The organism is Sphingomonas sp. BL-S-30 (assembly GCF_055521475.1).
Map to the genome: position 1 here is coordinate 1614247 of NZ_CM145481.1, position 16604 is coordinate 1630850.

Genomic DNA, 16604 nt, shown 5'->3' on the forward strand with positions numbered 1-16604 from the left:
CCATATCTCCCTTGTTTCGCGATCCATCGCCGCGCCGATTCGGCAGCACCGTCGCGAGCCGGCTAGCGGCGCGCTTCGGGCGCGCATAGCGAAACGCGCTCTCGTTCTTCGTTCGAAAGGGTTCCGTCGCCATCGGCGTCGATGCAGGCAAAGGCCGCCAGCCGCACGGTCAGCATCTCGTCATGCGTGAGATAGCCGTCGCTATTCGCATCCTCCGCGCGGAAATCCGCCGCGATATCGCCTCTCAGACGCGCGATCTCACCCGGAACGGCCGGCAGCGGCGCCAGCGCACGCTCGCCCATGGCGGTCCATTCGGCCCGGCTCAGCCGGCCGTCGCGATCGGAGTCGGACGCGCGGATGACGGCGGTTATTGCCGCATCGCATCCCGCCCGGGTCGAGCAGGAGGGTGAACCCTCCTGGGCCGCAAGCGCCAGCGCCAGGATCATCATCATGGCCGGCATCGCACTTTCGTGCTCATCCGGCCCGGCCCGCGTCCGCATCGAGGAACGCAGCGACGTCCTTCAGGTCCACCGATTTGTCGAGAAAAGTCCGGCCGATCCCGCGCGCGAGCAGGAAGGGCAGGGTGCCCGCATCCATCTTCTTGTCGTGGAGCATGTGCCCGACCAGCGTGTCGCTGTCGGCGCTAATGCCGGCCGCCGCGACGCTGTCGGGCAGGCCGACCGCGCGAAGATGCGCCGCTACCCGTTCCGCGTCCTGGCCCGGCGCGAGGCCCCTTGCCGCCGAATAGTCGAACGCCAGCGCCATGCCCGCCGCGACTGCCTCGCCATGCAGCAGCCGGTCCGAGAAACCGGCCTCCGCTTCGAGCGCATGGCCGAAGGTGTGGCCGAGATTGAGCAACGCGCGGACGCCGGTCGTCTCGCGCTCGTCGGCGGCGACGATGCGCGCCTTGGCCGCGACCGAATGAGCAATGGCATGTTCGCGCGCCGCCGGGTCGCCGGCGAGCAGCGCCGCCGCATTGGCCTCGCACCATTCGAAAAAGGCGAAATCGTCGATCAGCCCATATTTCACCACTTCGGCATATCCCGCGCGGACCTGGCGCAGCGGCAGCGTATCGAGCACCTGCGGGTCGATCAGCACCACGGCCGGCTGATGGAAGGCCCCGACCAGGTTCTTGCCGGCGCGCGCATTGATCGCCGTCTTGCCGCCGACCGAGGAATCGACCTGCGCCAGCAAGGTGGTCGGGATCTGCACGAAACCGCAGCCACGCTTGACGATCGCGGTGGCGAAGCCGACCAGATCGCCGATCACGCCGCCGCCCAGCGCGATCACATGGTCGCCCCGCTCCACGCCAAGGTCGAGCAGCCGGTCCGTAAGCTGCTCGAGCGTCGCCCAGCTCTTCGAGCCTTCGCCCGGCGCCAGCACGATCGCCTCGCTCGCCACGCCCGCTTTGGTCAGGGACGTTTGCAGCGTGGCGAGATGCGGCAGGACATTTTCGTCGGTGACGATCGCCATGGTCCGTCCGCGCGACAAAGGCGCGAGGCGCTCTCCCGACCGTGCCAGCACCCCGTCCTCGATCACCACCTCATAGCTGCGCGCGCCGAGGGAAACGGTGATGCTGGTCATAAGCGCAGGGCTTTCAGGATCGAGTTCACGGTCGATTCGTGCGGCGCGTGATGGCTCGGCACGCGGATATGGGCGAGCGCGTAGATCGGATTGCGGATCTTGGCCAGTTCATCGAGCACCTGGCGCGGATCCCGATTGCGCAGCAATGGCCGCGTGTCGCGGCGCCCCACCCGGTCGGCCAGCACGGCGGGATTCGCGTCGAGCCAGATCGCCAGCGCCTGGTTCAGGATCAGGGTGCGGGTGTCGTCGTTGATGAACGCGCCGCCGCCCGTCGCGATCACCTTCGGTGTGCCGTCGATCAGCCGGGCGATCACGCGCCGTTCGCCGTCGCGGAAATGCGCTTCGCCGAATCGCTCGAAGATCTCGGTGATCGACATGCCGGCGGCGGCCTCGATCTCCGAATCGGCGTCGACAAAGGGCAGGCGCAGGCGCGCCGCCAGGCGACGGCCGACGGTAGACTTGCCGGCACCCATCAGCCCGACGAGGACAATCGGCTGGCCGGTCCAGTCCGGGAGAGGGGTGTGTCTTTGCAACATGGAAGCGGGGGCTATACAGCGAGCCCGCGTCTCGGGCAAAAGGCCGCGCGCAGTAGATTTTCTCACGTCCGTCATAACGCGTCTGTACAAGGTTAGCTCATGTCCCGTTCGCTGATAGCGCTCATCGTCATCCTGGTCGTCGTGGTCGGGGGCCTGTTTTTCCTGGCCGGGCGTACGAACGAAAAGCCGCTGACCCGCGTCGAGAAGGTAGTGCCGCTTGCGAATCTCTCGAACTAGCGTCGCGCTCGGCGCGATCGCCGCGGTACTTGTCGGCGTGGGGCTTCCCGCGCTGGGTCAGGACAAGCCCGAATCGCTGTTGCCGCCCGGCTTCGGCGATCCCGTCGCGGCGCCCGCGCCGACCCCCGCGGCCACGCCTTCGGGGTCTGCCACGCCGCGCCCTGCGGCGACGACGCTGACGCCGGAGGACGGTGTCACACCAAGTCCGACACCGTCCGCCACGCCGGGTGTTCCCGCGCCGGTCGATCCGGCATTGCTCGCGCGCTACGACATGCCCGATTATGCGCGCCGGTCGCTGGCATCGGTCGGCCCGGTCGGTCCCGATGGCGGGGGCCTGACGCCGCGCGCCTTCGGCAATGCCGATGGTCCTTATCTCGAAACGCTGATGCGCCGTCTCGATGTGCCGATCGCGTCGCGCTGGCTGTCGATTGCCCTCAGGCGCGCGCTGGTCTCGCGCGTCGACACGCCGCGCGGCATCAACGGCGCCGATTTCGCCGCCGAGCGCGCCTGGCTGTTGCTGCGCATGGGCGAATCGGTCGCGGCACGCGGCGTGGTGCAGAGCGTCGATGGCGACAACTTCACGCCCAAACTCTACGAAATCGCGATGCAGGCCGCGCTGGCGACGGGCGATCCCGGCGCCCTGTGTCCAGTCGCTGACGGCGGCGCCCAGCTGCGCCGCGAGCGCGCCTGGGTCGTGGCGCAGGCAATCTGTGCCGGTCTCGCTGGCGAACCGCGCAAGGCCGAGGCACTGATGAAGGCGGCGCGCAACAACGGTCTCGTCAACGGAATCGACCTGTTCCTGGCCCAGAAGGTCGCCGGCACCGGCGCGCGCGGGCAGCAGGCGGTGACGATCGAATGGGACAGTGTCGATCGCCTTACCGCGTGGCGCTACGGCCTCGCCAGCGCGACGGCGGTCGAGATCCCCGAAGCCTTGTTCGCCACCGTCTCCCCCAACGTCCAGGCGTGGCGCGCGCAATCCCCTGTGCTGGTGGCCCGCATGCGCGCGGCGCCCGCCGAGCAGGCCGCGGTGCGCGGCGTCTTCTCGAATGCGGCGCTGGTCGACCTCTACGGCGAGATCGACGAGGACGATCAGTCCTCAGCCGAGAATGGCGTCGCCCGGGATCTGCGCAGCGCCTATTCCGCGGCCGACATGCAGGGCCGGCTCGACGCGCTGAAGCAGCTCTGGGATCAGCCGAAGACGGCGGACGCGCGTTTCGCTCGCCTGATCCTGACCGCGCGCGCCGCGGCGCGGATCCCCGCCGGCACGCAGGGCGCTGACGCCGACCGTATCGTCGCCTCGATGCTCACGGCCGGAATCGATCGTGGTGCGATGCGCTGGCGGGCGAGCGTGCCTGCCGGCGGCGATGCCTGGGCGATGCTTGCCCTGGCCGATCCGGCATCGGCCTCGTCGAGCTGGTCGGACGTCAACCGCTACGCGGGTGCTGGCGAGTCGAGCGGCCTGAAGAAGCGCCTGTTCTTCGCCGGCATGGCGGGGCTGGGCCGCCTGTCGGCGGACGACGTGGAGCGCGGTGCGCGCTCGCTCGATGTGGCGATCGGGGTCGACAATGCCTGGACTCGCGCGCTCAGCCGTGCCGCGCGCGGGCGTGAGCCCGGAACGGTGCTGCTGCTGGCCGCGGTCGGCATGCAGACCCGGCTGTGGCGGGGCGTGCCGCCCGAGGCGCTCTATCATATCGTCACCGCGCTGAGGGTGGTGGGGCTCGAGGCGGAGGCACGGATGATCGCCGCCGAGGCGCTGGCGCGGCTTTGACCGGCACGCCCGGCCCGGGCAGCGACCGAGCGCTGATCGAGCGCTTCCTCGAGATGATGGCCGCCGAGGCCGGGGCCGCGAAGAACACCATCGCTGCCTATCGCAGCGACCTGGCGCTTGCGTCCTCCTTCCTGGCGGGCGGTCTCGCGGCCGCCTCGGCGGCCGATCTCGCCCGTCTCGGTGATCAGTGGCTCGATCTGTCCCGATCGAGCGTCGCGCGCAAATCGGCCGCGCTTCGCCGTTTCTTCGCCTTTCTTGCCGATGAAGGCCACCGCACCGACGATCCCGGCGCCGCCTTGCCCCGGCCGGGGGCGCAGCGCGCTTTGCCCAAGGTGCTCGGTCATGACGATGTCGACCGGCTGTTCGCGGCGATCGCTGAGCGGATCGAGCGCGTGCCGCCCGATCCCAACGATCTCCGGCTCTCCGCGCTGGTCGAGCTGCTCTACGGCTCGGGCCTGCGCGCCACGGAACTGGTCTCGCTCCCGCGCAACGCGATAGCGCCCGATCGCCCCTATCTCATCCTGCGCGGCAAGGGCGGTCGCGAACGGCTGGTGCCGATCTCGGATCGCGCCCGTGCCGCGGTGGCGGCGTGGCGCGCTCATGTCGCGACCGATCGCCCGTGGCTCTTCCCCTCGGGCAAGAGCTTCCTGTCGCGCGTTCGGCTCTACCAGCTGCTCAAGGGGCTCGCGGCGGAGGCGGGCATCCCGCCCGACCGGGTCAGCCCTCACGTCCTGCGCCATGCCTTTGCGACTCATCTGCTCGCGGGCGGCGCCGATCTGCGCGCGCTTCAGTCGATGCTGGGCCATGCCGATATCGCCACGACGGAAATCTATACCCATGTCGATGCCAGTCGGCTGGTAGAGTTGGTTAACACCCGCCATCCCCTCGTTGACGTGAAGAGGCGCGGGGCCTAACCGACGCGGCCGATGGCAAGCTTCCTCGATTTCGAGAAACCGATCGCCGAGCTCCAGGGCCGGATCGACCAACTCCGTGAGACCGCAGCCGATGGCGCGGTCGATATCGATTCGGAGGTCGCCCGGCTCCAGGCGAAATCCGACAAGCTCCTGCGCGACACCTATTCCCGGCTGACGCCCTGGCAGAAGACGCTGGTCGCTCGTCACGGCGAGCGCCCGCACTTCAAGGACTATGTCGCCGGGCTGTTCGACGATTTCATGCTGCTCGCCGGAGACCGCGCGTTCGGCGACGATCAGGCGATCCTCGGCGGCTTCGCGAACTTCCGCGGGCGCAAGGTCATGGTGATCGGCCATGAAAAGGGCGACGACACCGCCAGCCGCCTCCGCCACAATTTCGGCATGGGCAAGCCCGAGGGCTATCGCAAGGCGATTCGCCTGATGCAGCTCGCTGACCGGTTCGGCCTGCCCGTGCTGACTCTGGTCGATACCTCGGGTGCCTTTCCCGGCGTCCAGGCCGAGGAACGCGGCCAGGCCGAAGCCATCGCCCGCTCGACCGAACAATGCCTCGCGCTCGGTGTGCCGCTGATCTCGGCGGTGGTGGGGGAGGGCGGCTCGGGCGGCGCGATCGCGCTCGCCGCCGGCAACAAGGTGCTGATGTTCGAGCACGCGGTCTATTCAGTGATCTCGCCCGAGGGCTGTGCCTCGATCCTGTGGCGCACCGCCGACAAGGCGGCCGAGGCGGCCGAGGCGATGAAGGTGACGGCGCAGGACCTGAAGGAACTGGGCGTGATCGACACGATCGTGCCCGAGCCGCTGGGCGGCGCGCACCGCGATCCCGCGCTTGCCATCGCCAGCCTGGGCGATGCGCTCGATGGCGCGTTGGCTGAATTGGGCAATCAGGGTGCCGATCAGCTGCGCCGTGGGCGACGCGACAAATTCCTGGCGATCGGCAGGCTCTAAAATCCCCCCCTCTTTCCGCGAGCGGGAGCTGAAGGAAAGAAGTATATTTTCGATGGCACCACGAAAAGGGCGGCGGAACCGAAGTTCCGCCGCCCCCATTTCGTCAAGCTGGTAAGAGCTTACGAAGCCTTCATGTTCGACGAGACGTTCTCGAAGGTGGTGCGCAGCTGGTTGCCCAGGCCCTGCATCGCGGCGATCGCGGCGACGGCGATCAGTGCGGCGATCAGGCCGTATTCGATTGCGGTGGCGCCCTTGCTGTTCTTGATGAACTTGCGGATGGTCTGCATGATTCCGGTCTCCAATGGTCTAAAGCTTCAGTACCCGGCTGATCCGGTGAACCGGGCCAGCAAGCTCAAACTAGAATCGCAAGGTTGAGAAACATTTAAGCCGCTCCAGGAAATTTTACGGGGCCGGTCAGCGGCCCGAGCGCGCGTTTTCCATTTTCGTGTTGACGTTGCCCCACATGTCGGTCGTGGTCCGCGCGACCTGGGTGAAGGACGCGATCATGGTGATGACGACGAGCGCCGCGATCAGGCCATATTCGATTGCGGTGGCGCCCTTGCGGTTCTTCACCAGCTTCCTGATCATGTTGCGCGCCATTGATGGTTGGTCCCGGCTGGAAAAATCCCCCGAACGTTAATGTAGGAGCGTTAATGAATGGCGAAGGCCATGGAAGATGTTGTCATGGCAGGGCTTTTTCCGGTCGTCGCGGTGGCGCTGATCGATCGTGAAGGCCGGGTGCTGGTGCAGAAGCGGCCCATGGGCAAGATGATGGCGGGCCTTTGGGAGTTCCCCGGCGGCAAGGTCGAGCCGAACGAGACGCCGGAAGCGGCACTCATCCGCGAACTCGCCGAGGAACTGGGCATCGTCGTGAACCCGGCTCAGCTCGAACCCGCCGCCTTCGCCAGCGAGCCCCTTGCCGGCCGTCATCTGCTGCTGCTGCTCTATATCTGCCGCGCCTGGCACGGCACGCCGCGCGCGCTGCATGCGGAGGAACTTTTATGGTGCTTGCCGGAGGCATTGCACGATCTCGACATGCCGCCCGCTGACCTGCCGCTGATTGGGCGGCTGATGGCGCTGGTCTGAGCAAGGCGTCCGAAACTGGGGCCGATCCGTATTCTGTGATACACACAGGCGGGCGAACCCCCGGGGGAGGGAGAATGGCGGGACGGCCTTTGCTCAAGGGCCTGCGGGCAAAGGCCTGGGTGATTCTGCCCGGGCTTGCCGTGCTCGCGGTCATGCTGGGCCTGCAGATGGTCGGGGTGCCGGCGATCGACCGAATCGGGTCCTTGCTGTTCGACAGTTATCAGCGCGCCAAGCCGCGACCCTGGCAGGATGCCGGCGTCCGTATCGTCGATATCGATGACGAGACCCTGCGCCGGCTGGGCCAATGGCCTTGGCCCCGCACTGACATTGCTGAGCTGACCAGGCGCCTGACCGATGCCGGCGCCGCCACGGTGGCCTTCGACATCGTCTTTTCGGAACCCGACCGCACCTCGCCGACTCAGCTGGCCGAGCGCGTGAAGCGGCAGGGCGGCGATGCGCGAGTCGTCGCGGCGCTCGACACGCTGCCCGACAATGATGCCGTGCTCGCCGATACCTTCAGGAAGTCGACCGTCGCGCTGGCCTTTTTCCTGACCGGCGAGAAGAAGGGCGGTCAGGTCGAGCCGAAGATGGGCTTCGCGGTTGCCGGCTCGCCGCCGAGCACTGGCAAGGCGACCTATACGGGCGCGATCCAGCCATTGCCCGTGCTGCGCGACGCGGCCGCCGGCCTGGGTTTCGTCAGCCTGCCACCCGATAGCGACGGCATCGTGCGCAAGGCGCCGTTGATCTCGACTCAGAACGGCCAGCTGCTGCCCGCGCTCTCGCTCGAGGCGCTCCGCACTGCCTATCGGACTCAGTCGGTGATCGTGAAATCCAGCGATGCCAGCGGCGAATTGGGAAGCGGCGGCCCGAACGTCGTGTCGCTCAAGGTCGGCGATTCGGAGGTGCCGACGACTCGGTCAGGCCAGCTCGTAATGTATTACACGGCGCCGCATCCCGAACGGATCGTGCCGGCGTGGAAGGTCATGACGGGCCGGATGTCGGCGGCCGAGATGCAGCGCAACTTCGCGGGGCAGGTGGTCTTTGTCGGTACCAGCGCGCAGGGCCTCTACGACCTGAAATCGACTCCGCTCGCCGAGACGGAGCTGGGCGTGGTGATCCATGCCCAGGCGCTCGAGCAGATCATCACGAAGAGCTTCCTGCGCCAGCCCGACTGGGCGCGGGGTGCCGAGCGCGCGGCACTGCTCGTCCTCGGCCTGGTCATGGCTTTCTCGTTGCCCTGGCTGGGCGCGACGCGCGGCGCGGTCCTCGGCATGGTGATGGTGGGAGGCCTGGCCGGCGGCAGCTGGATGGCGTTCAGCCGCGACCAGCTGCTGCTCGATCCGACCTGGCCGGTGCTCGGCCTTACCCTGGTCTATGTCATCGAGACGGCGCTGACCTATTACCGGGAGGAACGGCAGCGCGCGTACATTCACCAGGCGTTCGACCGCTATCTCTCGCCCGACATGGTGAAGCGCATCGTCGCCGATCCCGGCAGCCTCGAGCTTGGCGGCGAGGAGCGCGAGATGACCGTGCTGTTCTGCGACATCCGCGGCTTCTCCAGGCTGTCGGAGAAGCTGACTCCGCAGGAGATCATCCAGTTCCTGATCGCGTTCCTGACGCCGATGTGCGACATCCTGCTCGCCCGCAAGGCGACGATCGACAAGTTCATCGGCGATGCGGTGCTGGCTTTCTGGAACGCCCCGCTCGACGACCCCGATCAATATGCCAATGCCGCCCGCGGCGCGCTCGGCATGACCAGGCGGCTGCGCGAGATCAATCTCGCGATGCGCGGCCAGACCGGGGGCGTATGGCCGGGCGAGGTTTGCATCGGCATCGGCCTCAACGCCGGGCCCTGCTGCGTCGGCAATATGGGCTCGGCGCAGCGGCTCAATTATTCGCTGATCGGCGACACGGTGAATCTCGCCTCGCGCATCGAGGGGCTGACCAAATATTACGGCGTGCAGATCGCGATCGGCGAGGACCTGCGTCGCCATCTGCCCCAGTTCGCCATCGTCGCACTCGATCATGTCCGCGTCGTCGGCCGTGACGCGCCCGAGGAGATCTTCGCCCTGCTCGGCGACGAAAGCCTGGAGCAGGAGGCAAGCTTCCGCAACTTCGCGCTACGCCATCAGGCCATGCTCGAAGCCTATCGAGCGCAGGACTGGGCAAAGGCCGACGCGCTGGCCGAAACGGGGCAGGGGTCCGCGACCAGCTATGGCCTGCGCAAATTCTATCTGCTGATCCGCGATCGGATCGCCCATTTCGCGGCCAATCCGCCGGGTGAGGCTTGGGATGGGGTGTTCTCGGCGACCGAGAAATAGGGGCGCAAAAAAGGGGTCGGAGTGAATTTCCGGCCGCCCGCAACCGATAAATCACTCTGACCCCTTTTTCCCCTCTGACCCCTTTTCCCATCTCCGCGCTTCAAGCGCCCGGTACCCCGAGCGCCGTCGCTTCGGCCTGCAACCGCGCCGTCGCCCCCGGATTGGCCGCCACCGCCGCCTTCAGCGCCGCGCTTGCCCTGGCCGGTTCGCCCAGGGTCATCCGGCTGCGCATCAGCATGATCCAGCCATCGACATTGTCCGGATTGGCCTGGAGCTTTGCCTCCAGCCCCGCGACCATGTTCTGCACCATCGCATCCTGCTCGTGCGGCGGCAGCGCGGCGGCGGCGCGCATCTGCTCGGCGTTCGGCCCGGGGATCGGCGCCGTAGCGGTCGCGCTGCCCGGCACCAGCGGATGCGGCGCCGGCTGCTTCACTGCCGCCAGCCGGCCGGCCACGTCGATCCCGTTGATCTTGCCGACCTGCTCGATCGTCCGGCGCAGGTCGCGCTCCCAGGGCGCGCCCGGCGGCGTGTCCTGCAACAGGGCGAACCAGTCATTGATCGCGCCTTTGTGGTCGCCCGCCAGGTCGCGCGCCACCGCCAGGAAATAACGCGCGCGCGGGTCCTTCGGGTCGATCGCCGCTGCCTTGCGGAACGCGTCGAGCGCCGGCGCCGGCATCGGGCTGTCGGCGCTGGCCATCACTCGCGCTTCGCCCAGCGCCGACCACAGATCGGCGCGTCCTGCGGCGATCCGGGTGCCGCGCTCATAGGCCTGTGCCGCCTCGGCATGGCGGCCGAGATCGGTCTGCGCCTGCCCGAGCGCGAGCCATGCCTCAGGATCATTCGGCGTCGTTCGTGTCCGTTCCTCGATCGCGGCAAGTGTTGGCGGCCCGCCGAGCGCAGGCGAAGCCACGGAAGAAGGGCCTTTTTTCTCGAGACCGCCGCTGCCCAACACCGACCAGCCTATCGCGACGACCAGAATCACCCCCGCGAATACCAGCAGGATCAGTCCGGTCCTCGACTTTTGCTTGCCCGGTTCCATCGCTATCCTTTGGCTTTACCTTGTTGAGGCTGGCGCCGAGCGCGCATCATGCTAGTGTGTACCGGCCAGCGGCAAATGCAATCCTGAACGGGCCTGCATCCTCCGCGGCGGGTGCTTTGGGGGAATGTGCGTGACGGACCGGGTCCGCATCGCGATCATCGGCTCGGGTCCCGCGGGGCTGAGCGCCGCCGCGCGCGCCGCCCAGCTCAAGCTCAGCCATGTCCTGCTGGAAAAGACCGACCATCTGTCGGACACGATCTTCAAATACCAGAAGGGCAAGCACGTCATGGCGACGCCCAGCCAGCTCGTGCTCCGCTCCGACATGCAGTTCGACGCGGGCAAGCGCGAGGCCGTCCTTGGCATCTGGGACCAGCTCGCGGCGAGCCTCGGCATCAATGTCCGCTACCGCAGCGAGGTGAAGGCGATCGAAGGCGAGCGCGGCGACTTCCGCATCGCGCTCACCGACGGCTCGACCGTCAATGCCGAGACGATCGTGCTGGCGATCGGCACCCAGGGCAATCCCAATTTGATGCGTTGCACCGGATCTACCCTGCCGCACGTCCAGTATCAGCTCGACGATCCCGGCGAATATGTCGACGAGCATATCACCGTAGTCGGCTCGGGCGATGCGGGCATCGAGAATGCGCTCGGCCTCGCGGCCGATATGGCGCAGGGCAATGTCGTCACCATCCTCAACCGCTCCGCCGATTTCGCCCGGTCCAAGGCCGCCAACGTCAAACTGCTCAACGAGGCGGCGGATGCGGGGCGCATCTCGATCCGGCTGGAGACCACCCCCGCCGAGGTGCGCCCGGGCGAGCTGGTGCTCGAGACCCGCGACGGGCAGGAGACGATCCGCTGCGACCGGATCATCGCCCGCATGGGGTCGGCCGCACCCCGCGCCTTTGTCGAAAGCTGCGGCATCGAGTTCAGCAGCGCCGACCGCGAGGCTTTTCCCAGGCTCTCGCCCGTGTTCGAATCGACCAAGCCCGGCATCTTCGTGATCGGCGCGCTCGCCGGCTATCCGCTGATCAAGCATTGCATGAACCAGGGCTATGACGTCGTCGAGTTCATCAACGGCAACACCAGCCTGAAACCCGCTGACGAGCCGATCCTCCAGGCCAAGTTCGCCCGCTTGAAGGCGAAGCGCTCGGTCGACGACTGGCTGGAGATGCTGCGCGCCAACATCACCATCCTCCACGACCTGTCGCCGCTGCAGATGCGCGAGTTCATGCTCGATTCCGAAGTGCGCTCCTACAAGGCGGGCGAGGTGATCGTCGAACGCGCCGATCCCGGCTCCTCGCTGTTCGCGATCGCCGAGGGCACCGCGCTGGTCCAGGTCGACAGGGACGATCCCTCGATCACCGTTCCGATCGAACAGGGCTCGATCTTCGGAGAGGTCGGGCTGATCTCCGGCCGCCGCCGCGGCGCCACGGTGCGCGCGGGCAGCGACATGATCGCGGTCGAGGTCTCGCGCACAGCCGCGCTCAAGCTGATGGCATCGGTCCCTGCCGCCAAGCGCGCGGTGACGCGCATCTCGGTCGAGCGCCAATTGCTTCAGCTGTTCGGCTCGGGCCTCACCTCAACGGACCTCGCCGAACTGCTCGATTCGTCGGAAATCCATACGGTGCGCGCTGGCGAGCCGATCATCACCGAAGGCGAGGCGGGCGAGGACATCTTCGTCATCCGTGTCGGCAGCATGATCGTCGAGAAGAATGTCGGCGGCAAACCGGTCTTCCTCTCCTATCTGCCTGCCGGCTCCTATGTCGGCGAAATGGCGCTGATCGGCGGCGGCAGGCGCACCGCGACGGTCAAGGCGGCGATCAAGTCCGAAGTGATCAAGCTCCCCGGCGCTGCCTTCCGCCGGCTGATGGAGGCCAAGCCGCGCCTGCTCGAAAAGGCCCGTGCCGACATGGCGCAGCGCCAGAACGTCAACGCCTTTGTCGAGAGCCGCAAGGACAGCTTCTCCGGCGTGGTCGACATGTATTCGCAGACCGCGACCTTCCTGGTCGAGAACGGCATCGGCGAGGCGACCGACGTGCTGCTGATCGACGAGAATCTGTGCGTCGGCTGCGACAATTGCGAAAAGGCCTGTGCCGATAGTCATGAGGGCCTGTCGCGGCTCGATCGCGAGGCGGGACGCACCTATGCCCATCTCCACGTGCCGACCAGCTGCCGGCATTGCGAGCATCCGCATTGCATGGCCGATTGCCCGCCCAACGCGATCCATCGCGGGCCCGATGGCGAGGTGGTGATCGACGACACCTGCATCGGCTGCGGCAATTGCCAGCGCAACTGCCCCTATGGCGTGATCCGCATGGACAGCGTGCCGCCGAAGAAACCGAGCCTGCTCAGCTGGATGTTCCTCGGCATCGGCCCCGGCCCGGGCGAGCCGACCAAGAAATGGCGCAGCAAACACGCCAAACCGGGCGTCGAGAAGCCGAAGAAAGCCATCAAGTGCGACATGTGCTCGGGCATCGATGGCGGCCCGGCCTGCGTCCGTGCCTGCCCGACCGGCGCCGCGATCCGCGTCGCGCCCGAGGAATTCCTCGACGTCGCGCGGCTCGAACAGGGAACCCGGTCATAGCCAGCCGCGCCTCCGGTGGAGCGACGCGCCCGGGCAAGGTCGCGCTGCACGAGGGATTCCTGCGCCACAAAAGCTTCCGCTGGCTCAAGATCGCGCTCGCCATCAGCCTGATCGCGATCCTCGGCTATGCCCTGATCGACGTGACGCCACGCCCCAATGGCGGCTCGCCCTATGGCTATACGCTCGGCACGATCGGCGTGCTGCTGATCCTGTGGCTCAGCCTGCTCGGCGCGCGCAAACGCGCGATGACCAGCGGCCGATGGTCGTTAAAAGCCTGGACCAGCGCGCATGTCTATCTCGGGCTCAGCCTGATCGTCATCGCGACCCTGCACACCGGCTTCCAGTTCGGCTGGAACGTGCACACCCTCGCTTACGCGCTGATGTTGCTGGTGATCCTGTCGGGCCTTTACGGCATCACCGTCTATGCCGCGATTCCACGCTATCTCAGCACCAATCGGGAGGAGATGACTCAGACGCAAATGCTCGACGCGCTCCGTGCGATCGACCGCCAGCTCCACGACGCCGCCCAGCCGCTCGGCCAGCGCCAGGCCGACCTCGTCCGCACGTCGCTCGAACAGGACCCGTTCGGCGGCGGCCTGATCGCGCGCCTGTCGGGCCGTTACCCGGGCTGCGCCACGCAACGCACCTTCGATACCATTCGCGAACGCACCGGCCCGCGCCCTGATATGGGCGACGACCCGCTCGAGCGGGTCGATGCCCTGCTCGACCGCAAAATGGCGATGCTGGCGCAAGTCCGGCGGCATTTGCGGTTGAAGGCGATGCTGGAGATCTGGCTCTATGTGCATGTGCCCTTCACCTTCGCGCTGATCGCCGCGCTCACCGCGCATATCGTCAGCGTGTTCTTCTACTGGTGACGGCGGCGTGACCTTCCTGCTCCGCCAGATCAGCTTCACCGCGGATCACCGCGAGATCGTGCGCTCGACCCAGATCGACAGCGATGCCGTGACGATCGGCCGCGGCGCCGAGAACGACATTGCGCTGCCCGATCTCGCCGTCGACCCGCGCCACGCCCGGATCGAGCGCCGCGACGACCGTTATGTTGCCGTCGTCGCGCTGGGCACCCTGGGCTTCGAGATCGACGGCCGCACCGTACGGCGCGGCGAGATCAACGCCGCCAGGGGCGCCGAGCTCGGTTTCGGCGGCCACCGCATCACCGTGACGCGCGATGCCGGGGGGCAGATCGCGCTGACCGTCGCGCGGGTCGGGGCGATTTCCGACACCGCGGAAGAGCGCGAGGAAGCGAACGCCTATTCGCTCAAGGGCCTGCTCCCGGGCAAGCGCTCGACCGCCTGGCTACTCGTCGCGGCGGTGTTGCTCGGCTTCCTCGCCTGGCCGGTCTGGAGCTATCTCCACCGCGACCGCGGCGACACGCGCAGCATCTATGCGCTCAGGGCCGACCATAGCTGGTCGAGCGGCCCGCTCAGTCAGGCGCATCATGCGCTGGAGGGCAAGTGCGAGGCCTGCCACGTCAAGGCGTTCGTCTCGGTGCGCGACGACAGCTGCATGGCCTGCCACAAGGACGTGCACGATCATGCGCCGCCCGCGCGCCTCGCCGGCGCCCGCGCCGCGCCTGACTTCACCGGACGGATGCTCGCCAAGGTCGCCCGGACCTTCGGCAAGCCCGGCCCCGGCGCCTGTGTCGATTGCCACACCGAACATGAAGGCGCCGGGCCGATGCCGCCGACGCCTCAGGCCTTTTGCGCTGACTGCCATGGTTCGCTGAAGACCCGGTTGACCGACACGAAAATCGGCGATGCCGGGGATTTCGGCACCAGCCATCCGCAATTCCAGCCGCTGATCGCGACCGTGCCGGGTGCCACGCCCGTGCTGGCGCGTGCGTCGCTCGATCGCCTGCCGACCGAGCACAACGGCCTGAAATTCCCCCACAATCTCCACCTCGACACGCGCGGCGGCGTCGCGCGCATGGCGCAGACGATGAAGGCACGGAACGGCTTCGGCGACGCGCTGGTCTGCGCCGATTGCCACAAGCCCAGCGCGGACGGGGTCCGTTTCTTGCCCGTCCGGATGGAGCAGAGCTGCCAGATGTGCCACAGCCTCGGCTTCGACCGGATCGGCGGAACGGTACGCACCCTGCGCCACGGCGACGTCCCGCAGATGATCGCCGATCTGCGCGCGACCTACCGCGCGAACCCGCCCAGCGCGCCCGGCCCGGGCGATCGCCGCCGCCCCGGCGCCTATGCCCCGGGCCAGGTCTATCACGCCTATTTCGGCCCGGGCGGCCGGCCGAGCAATGCCGACGCCGCGATCAGGGCGGTGTTCACGAAGAACGGCGCCTGTTTCGATTGCCATGACGTCACGCCGCCTGGGGCGAGCGGGGCGGCCGACTGGACGGTGCTGCCGGTGCACCAGCCGATGCGCTACATGATGCACGGCTGGTTCGATCACGCCGCGCATCGCACCGAAAAATGCGAGAGCTGCCACACCGCCCGGCAATCCAGCTCGGCCGACGATCTGCTCCTGCCGGGCATCAGGACCTGCCGCACCTGCCACGCCGGCGAGGGCGCCGCGGCCAAGGTGCCGTCGGGCTGCGCCATGTGCCACAGCTATCACGCCAAAGCCGGCGCGCCCTGGATGCCCTCGACAATCAGGGCCCGCATCCGCACGCTGCCGGTCGCCGTACCTGCGTCGGGTCCGCCATAACAACCAGGGAGAGGGGATCATGCTGATCGCGCAGATCACCGACATCCATCTCGGTTTCGATCCGGGCAATCCGGACGAGACCAACCGCCAGCGCCTCGACCGGGTGCTGGCCGAACTGACGACAGGCCGGAATCGCCCTGACCTGATGGTCGCGACCGGCGACCTGGCCGATCGCGGCGATGCCGAAAGCTATGCCCGCCTCGCCGAAGCGCTCGGCGCCTGTCGGTTCCCGGTCTATCCCTGTCTCGGCAATCACGACGACCGCGCCAATTTCGCCCGGGCCTTCCCGCAGGTGCCGTCGGTCGCGGGCTTCGTTCAGTACGGCATCATGCTGCCGGGGCTGCGCATCATCGTCCTCGATACGCTGGAGGTTGGGCGGCACGGCGGCGGCTTCTGCGAGGTGCGTGCGGCATGGCTCGGGGCCCAACTCGCCGAGGATTCTGACACGCCGACGGTGATCGTCATGCACCACCCGCCGCTCGATGTCGGCATCGAATGGATGGATCCGGGCCCGGACCAGCCCTGGATCGCGCGCTTCACCGACGCGATCGCCGGACATCGCAAGATCCGCGCGATCTGGTGCGGCCATCTCCACCGGCCGATCGTCACCCTGTGGAACGGGATCGCCGTCACCATCGGTGGCGCCACCGGGGCGGAACTGTCCCTCGACCTTTCGCCGATCGACCCCGACCGTCCGGACGGCCGCCCGATGGTCAGCGACGGTCCGCCCGGCTACACGCTGCACCGCTGGGAAGGGGGACGCCTGGCAAGCCATTTCGATACCGTGCAGGACCATGCCATCCTCGCGGCGTTCGACGACGGCATGCAGCCGCTGGTGCGGCAGATGTTCGAGGAACGGTCGGGTTGAGGGAGCGTCCGGCCTGACCGGCGTC

Annotated in this window: 16 protein-coding genes; 10 read left to right on the top strand and 6 right to left on the bottom strand. The window is 67.7% G+C overall.

Annotation, left to right across the window (positions count from 1 at the left end):
- Window positions 1-62 precede the first annotated feature (62 nt).
- The 3 genes from ACZ1I5_RS07460 to ACZ1I5_RS07470 are packed head-to-tail and all read right to left on the bottom strand — an operon-like array spanning window position 63 to window position 2120.
- Window positions 63-461 carry an EF-hand domain-containing protein gene (locus ACZ1I5_RS07460; protein ID WP_465173072.1) on the bottom strand — a complete coding sequence of 133 codons (399 nt, stop codon included), beginning with the start codon at window positions 459-461 and terminating at the stop codon, window positions 63-65.
- 13 nt (window positions 462-474) lie between these two features.
- Window positions 475-1584, bottom strand: a complete 1110-nt coding sequence (aroB, locus tag ACZ1I5_RS07465; RefSeq protein ID WP_465173073.1) for a 3-dehydroquinate synthase — start codon at window positions 1582-1584, stop codon at window positions 475-477.
- Window positions 1581-2120, bottom strand: coding sequence for a shikimate kinase (locus ACZ1I5_RS07470; protein WP_465173074.1), 540 nt, complete (start codon window positions 2118-2120; stop codon window positions 1581-1583). The genes aroB and ACZ1I5_RS07470 overlap by 4 nt, the downstream gene beginning before the upstream one ends.
- Window positions 2121-2219: 99 nt before the next feature.
- On the opposite strand from ACZ1I5_RS07470, the gene ACZ1I5_RS07475 reads away from it, so the two are divergent.
- The 4 genes from ACZ1I5_RS07475 to ACZ1I5_RS07490 are packed head-to-tail and all read left to right on the top strand — an operon-like array spanning window position 2220 to window position 5999.
- Window positions 2220-2357, top strand: coding sequence for a hypothetical protein (locus tag ACZ1I5_RS07475; RefSeq protein WP_465173075.1), 138 nt, complete (start codon window positions 2220-2222; stop codon window positions 2355-2357).
- Window positions 2338-4125: a hypothetical protein gene (locus ACZ1I5_RS07480; RefSeq protein WP_465173076.1), complete on the top strand. Its 1788-nt coding sequence runs from the start codon at window positions 2338-2340 to the stop codon at window positions 4123-4125. Before ACZ1I5_RS07475 ends, ACZ1I5_RS07480 begins: the two co-directional genes overlap by 20 nt.
- A complete protein-coding gene (locus ACZ1I5_RS07485; protein ID WP_465173077.1) occupies window positions 4122-5039 on the top strand; it encodes a tyrosine-type recombinase/integrase in 918 nt (305 codons plus the stop codon). Before ACZ1I5_RS07480 ends, ACZ1I5_RS07485 begins: the two co-directional genes overlap by 4 nt.
- A 12-nt stretch (window positions 5040-5051) precedes the next feature.
- Complete coding sequence (locus ACZ1I5_RS07490) at window positions 5052-5999, top strand: acetyl-CoA carboxylase carboxyltransferase subunit alpha (RefSeq protein WP_465173078.1); 948 nt, start codon at window positions 5052-5054, stop codon at window positions 5997-5999.
- A gap of 119 nt (window positions 6000-6118) precedes the next feature.
- Here ACZ1I5_RS07490 and ACZ1I5_RS07495 read toward each other — a convergent pair whose 3' ends face one another.
- Window positions 6119-6286 carry a Flp family type IVb pilin gene (locus ACZ1I5_RS07495; RefSeq protein WP_465173079.1) on the bottom strand — a complete coding sequence of 56 codons (168 nt, stop codon included), beginning with the start codon at window positions 6284-6286 and terminating at the stop codon, window positions 6119-6121.
- Window positions 6287-6413: 127 nt separating this feature from the next.
- On the bottom strand, window positions 6414-6587 hold the full coding sequence (locus ACZ1I5_RS07500) for a Flp family type IVb pilin (RefSeq protein ID WP_465173080.1): 174 nt from the start codon (window positions 6585-6587) through the stop codon (window positions 6414-6416).
- 96 nt (window positions 6588-6683) lie between these two features.
- Here ACZ1I5_RS07500 and ACZ1I5_RS07505 point away from each other — a divergent pair, with 96 nt between their 5' ends.
- Window positions 6684-7085 carry a (deoxy)nucleoside triphosphate pyrophosphohydrolase gene (locus ACZ1I5_RS07505; protein ID WP_465173081.1) on the top strand — a complete coding sequence of 134 codons (402 nt, stop codon included), beginning with the start codon at window positions 6684-6686 and terminating at the stop codon, window positions 7083-7085.
- A 74-nt stretch (window positions 7086-7159) separates the two neighbouring features.
- The gene (locus tag ACZ1I5_RS07510; protein WP_465173082.1) at window positions 7160-9406 is read left to right on the top strand and encodes a CHASE2 domain-containing protein; all 2247 of its coding nucleotides are present in this window, start codon (window positions 7160-7162) and stop codon (window positions 9404-9406) included.
- 100 nt (window positions 9407-9506) lie between these two features.
- On the opposite strand, the gene ACZ1I5_RS07515 is transcribed toward ACZ1I5_RS07510, so the two are convergent.
- Window positions 9507-10445: a tetratricopeptide repeat protein gene (locus ACZ1I5_RS07515; RefSeq protein WP_465173083.1), complete on the bottom strand. Its 939-nt coding sequence runs from the start codon at window positions 10443-10445 to the stop codon at window positions 9507-9509.
- 124 nt (window positions 10446-10569) lie between these two features.
- Here ACZ1I5_RS07515 and ACZ1I5_RS07520 point away from each other — a divergent pair, with 124 nt between their 5' ends.
- The 4 genes from ACZ1I5_RS07520 to ACZ1I5_RS07535 are packed head-to-tail and all read left to right on the top strand — an operon-like array spanning window position 10570 to window position 16579.
- The gene (locus tag ACZ1I5_RS07520) at window positions 10570-13029 is read left to right on the top strand and encodes a cyclic nucleotide-binding domain-containing protein (RefSeq protein WP_465173084.1); all 2460 of its coding nucleotides are present in this window, start codon (window positions 10570-10572) and stop codon (window positions 13027-13029) included.
- Window positions 13026-13904 carry a hypothetical protein gene (locus ACZ1I5_RS07525; protein ID WP_465173918.1) on the top strand — a complete coding sequence of 293 codons (879 nt, stop codon included), beginning with the start codon at window positions 13026-13028 and terminating at the stop codon, window positions 13902-13904. The genes ACZ1I5_RS07520 and ACZ1I5_RS07525 overlap by 4 nt, the downstream gene beginning before the upstream one ends.
- Before the next feature lie 7 nt (window positions 13905-13911).
- On the top strand, window positions 13912-15711 hold the full coding sequence (locus tag ACZ1I5_RS07530) for a cytochrome c3 family protein (RefSeq protein WP_465173085.1): 1800 nt from the start codon (window positions 13912-13914) through the stop codon (window positions 15709-15711).
- A gap of 19 nt (window positions 15712-15730) precedes the next feature.
- Window positions 15731-16579: a phosphodiesterase gene (locus ACZ1I5_RS07535; RefSeq protein WP_465173086.1), complete on the top strand. Its 849-nt coding sequence runs from the start codon at window positions 15731-15733 to the stop codon at window positions 16577-16579.
- Window positions 16580-16604 lie beyond the last annotated feature (25 nt).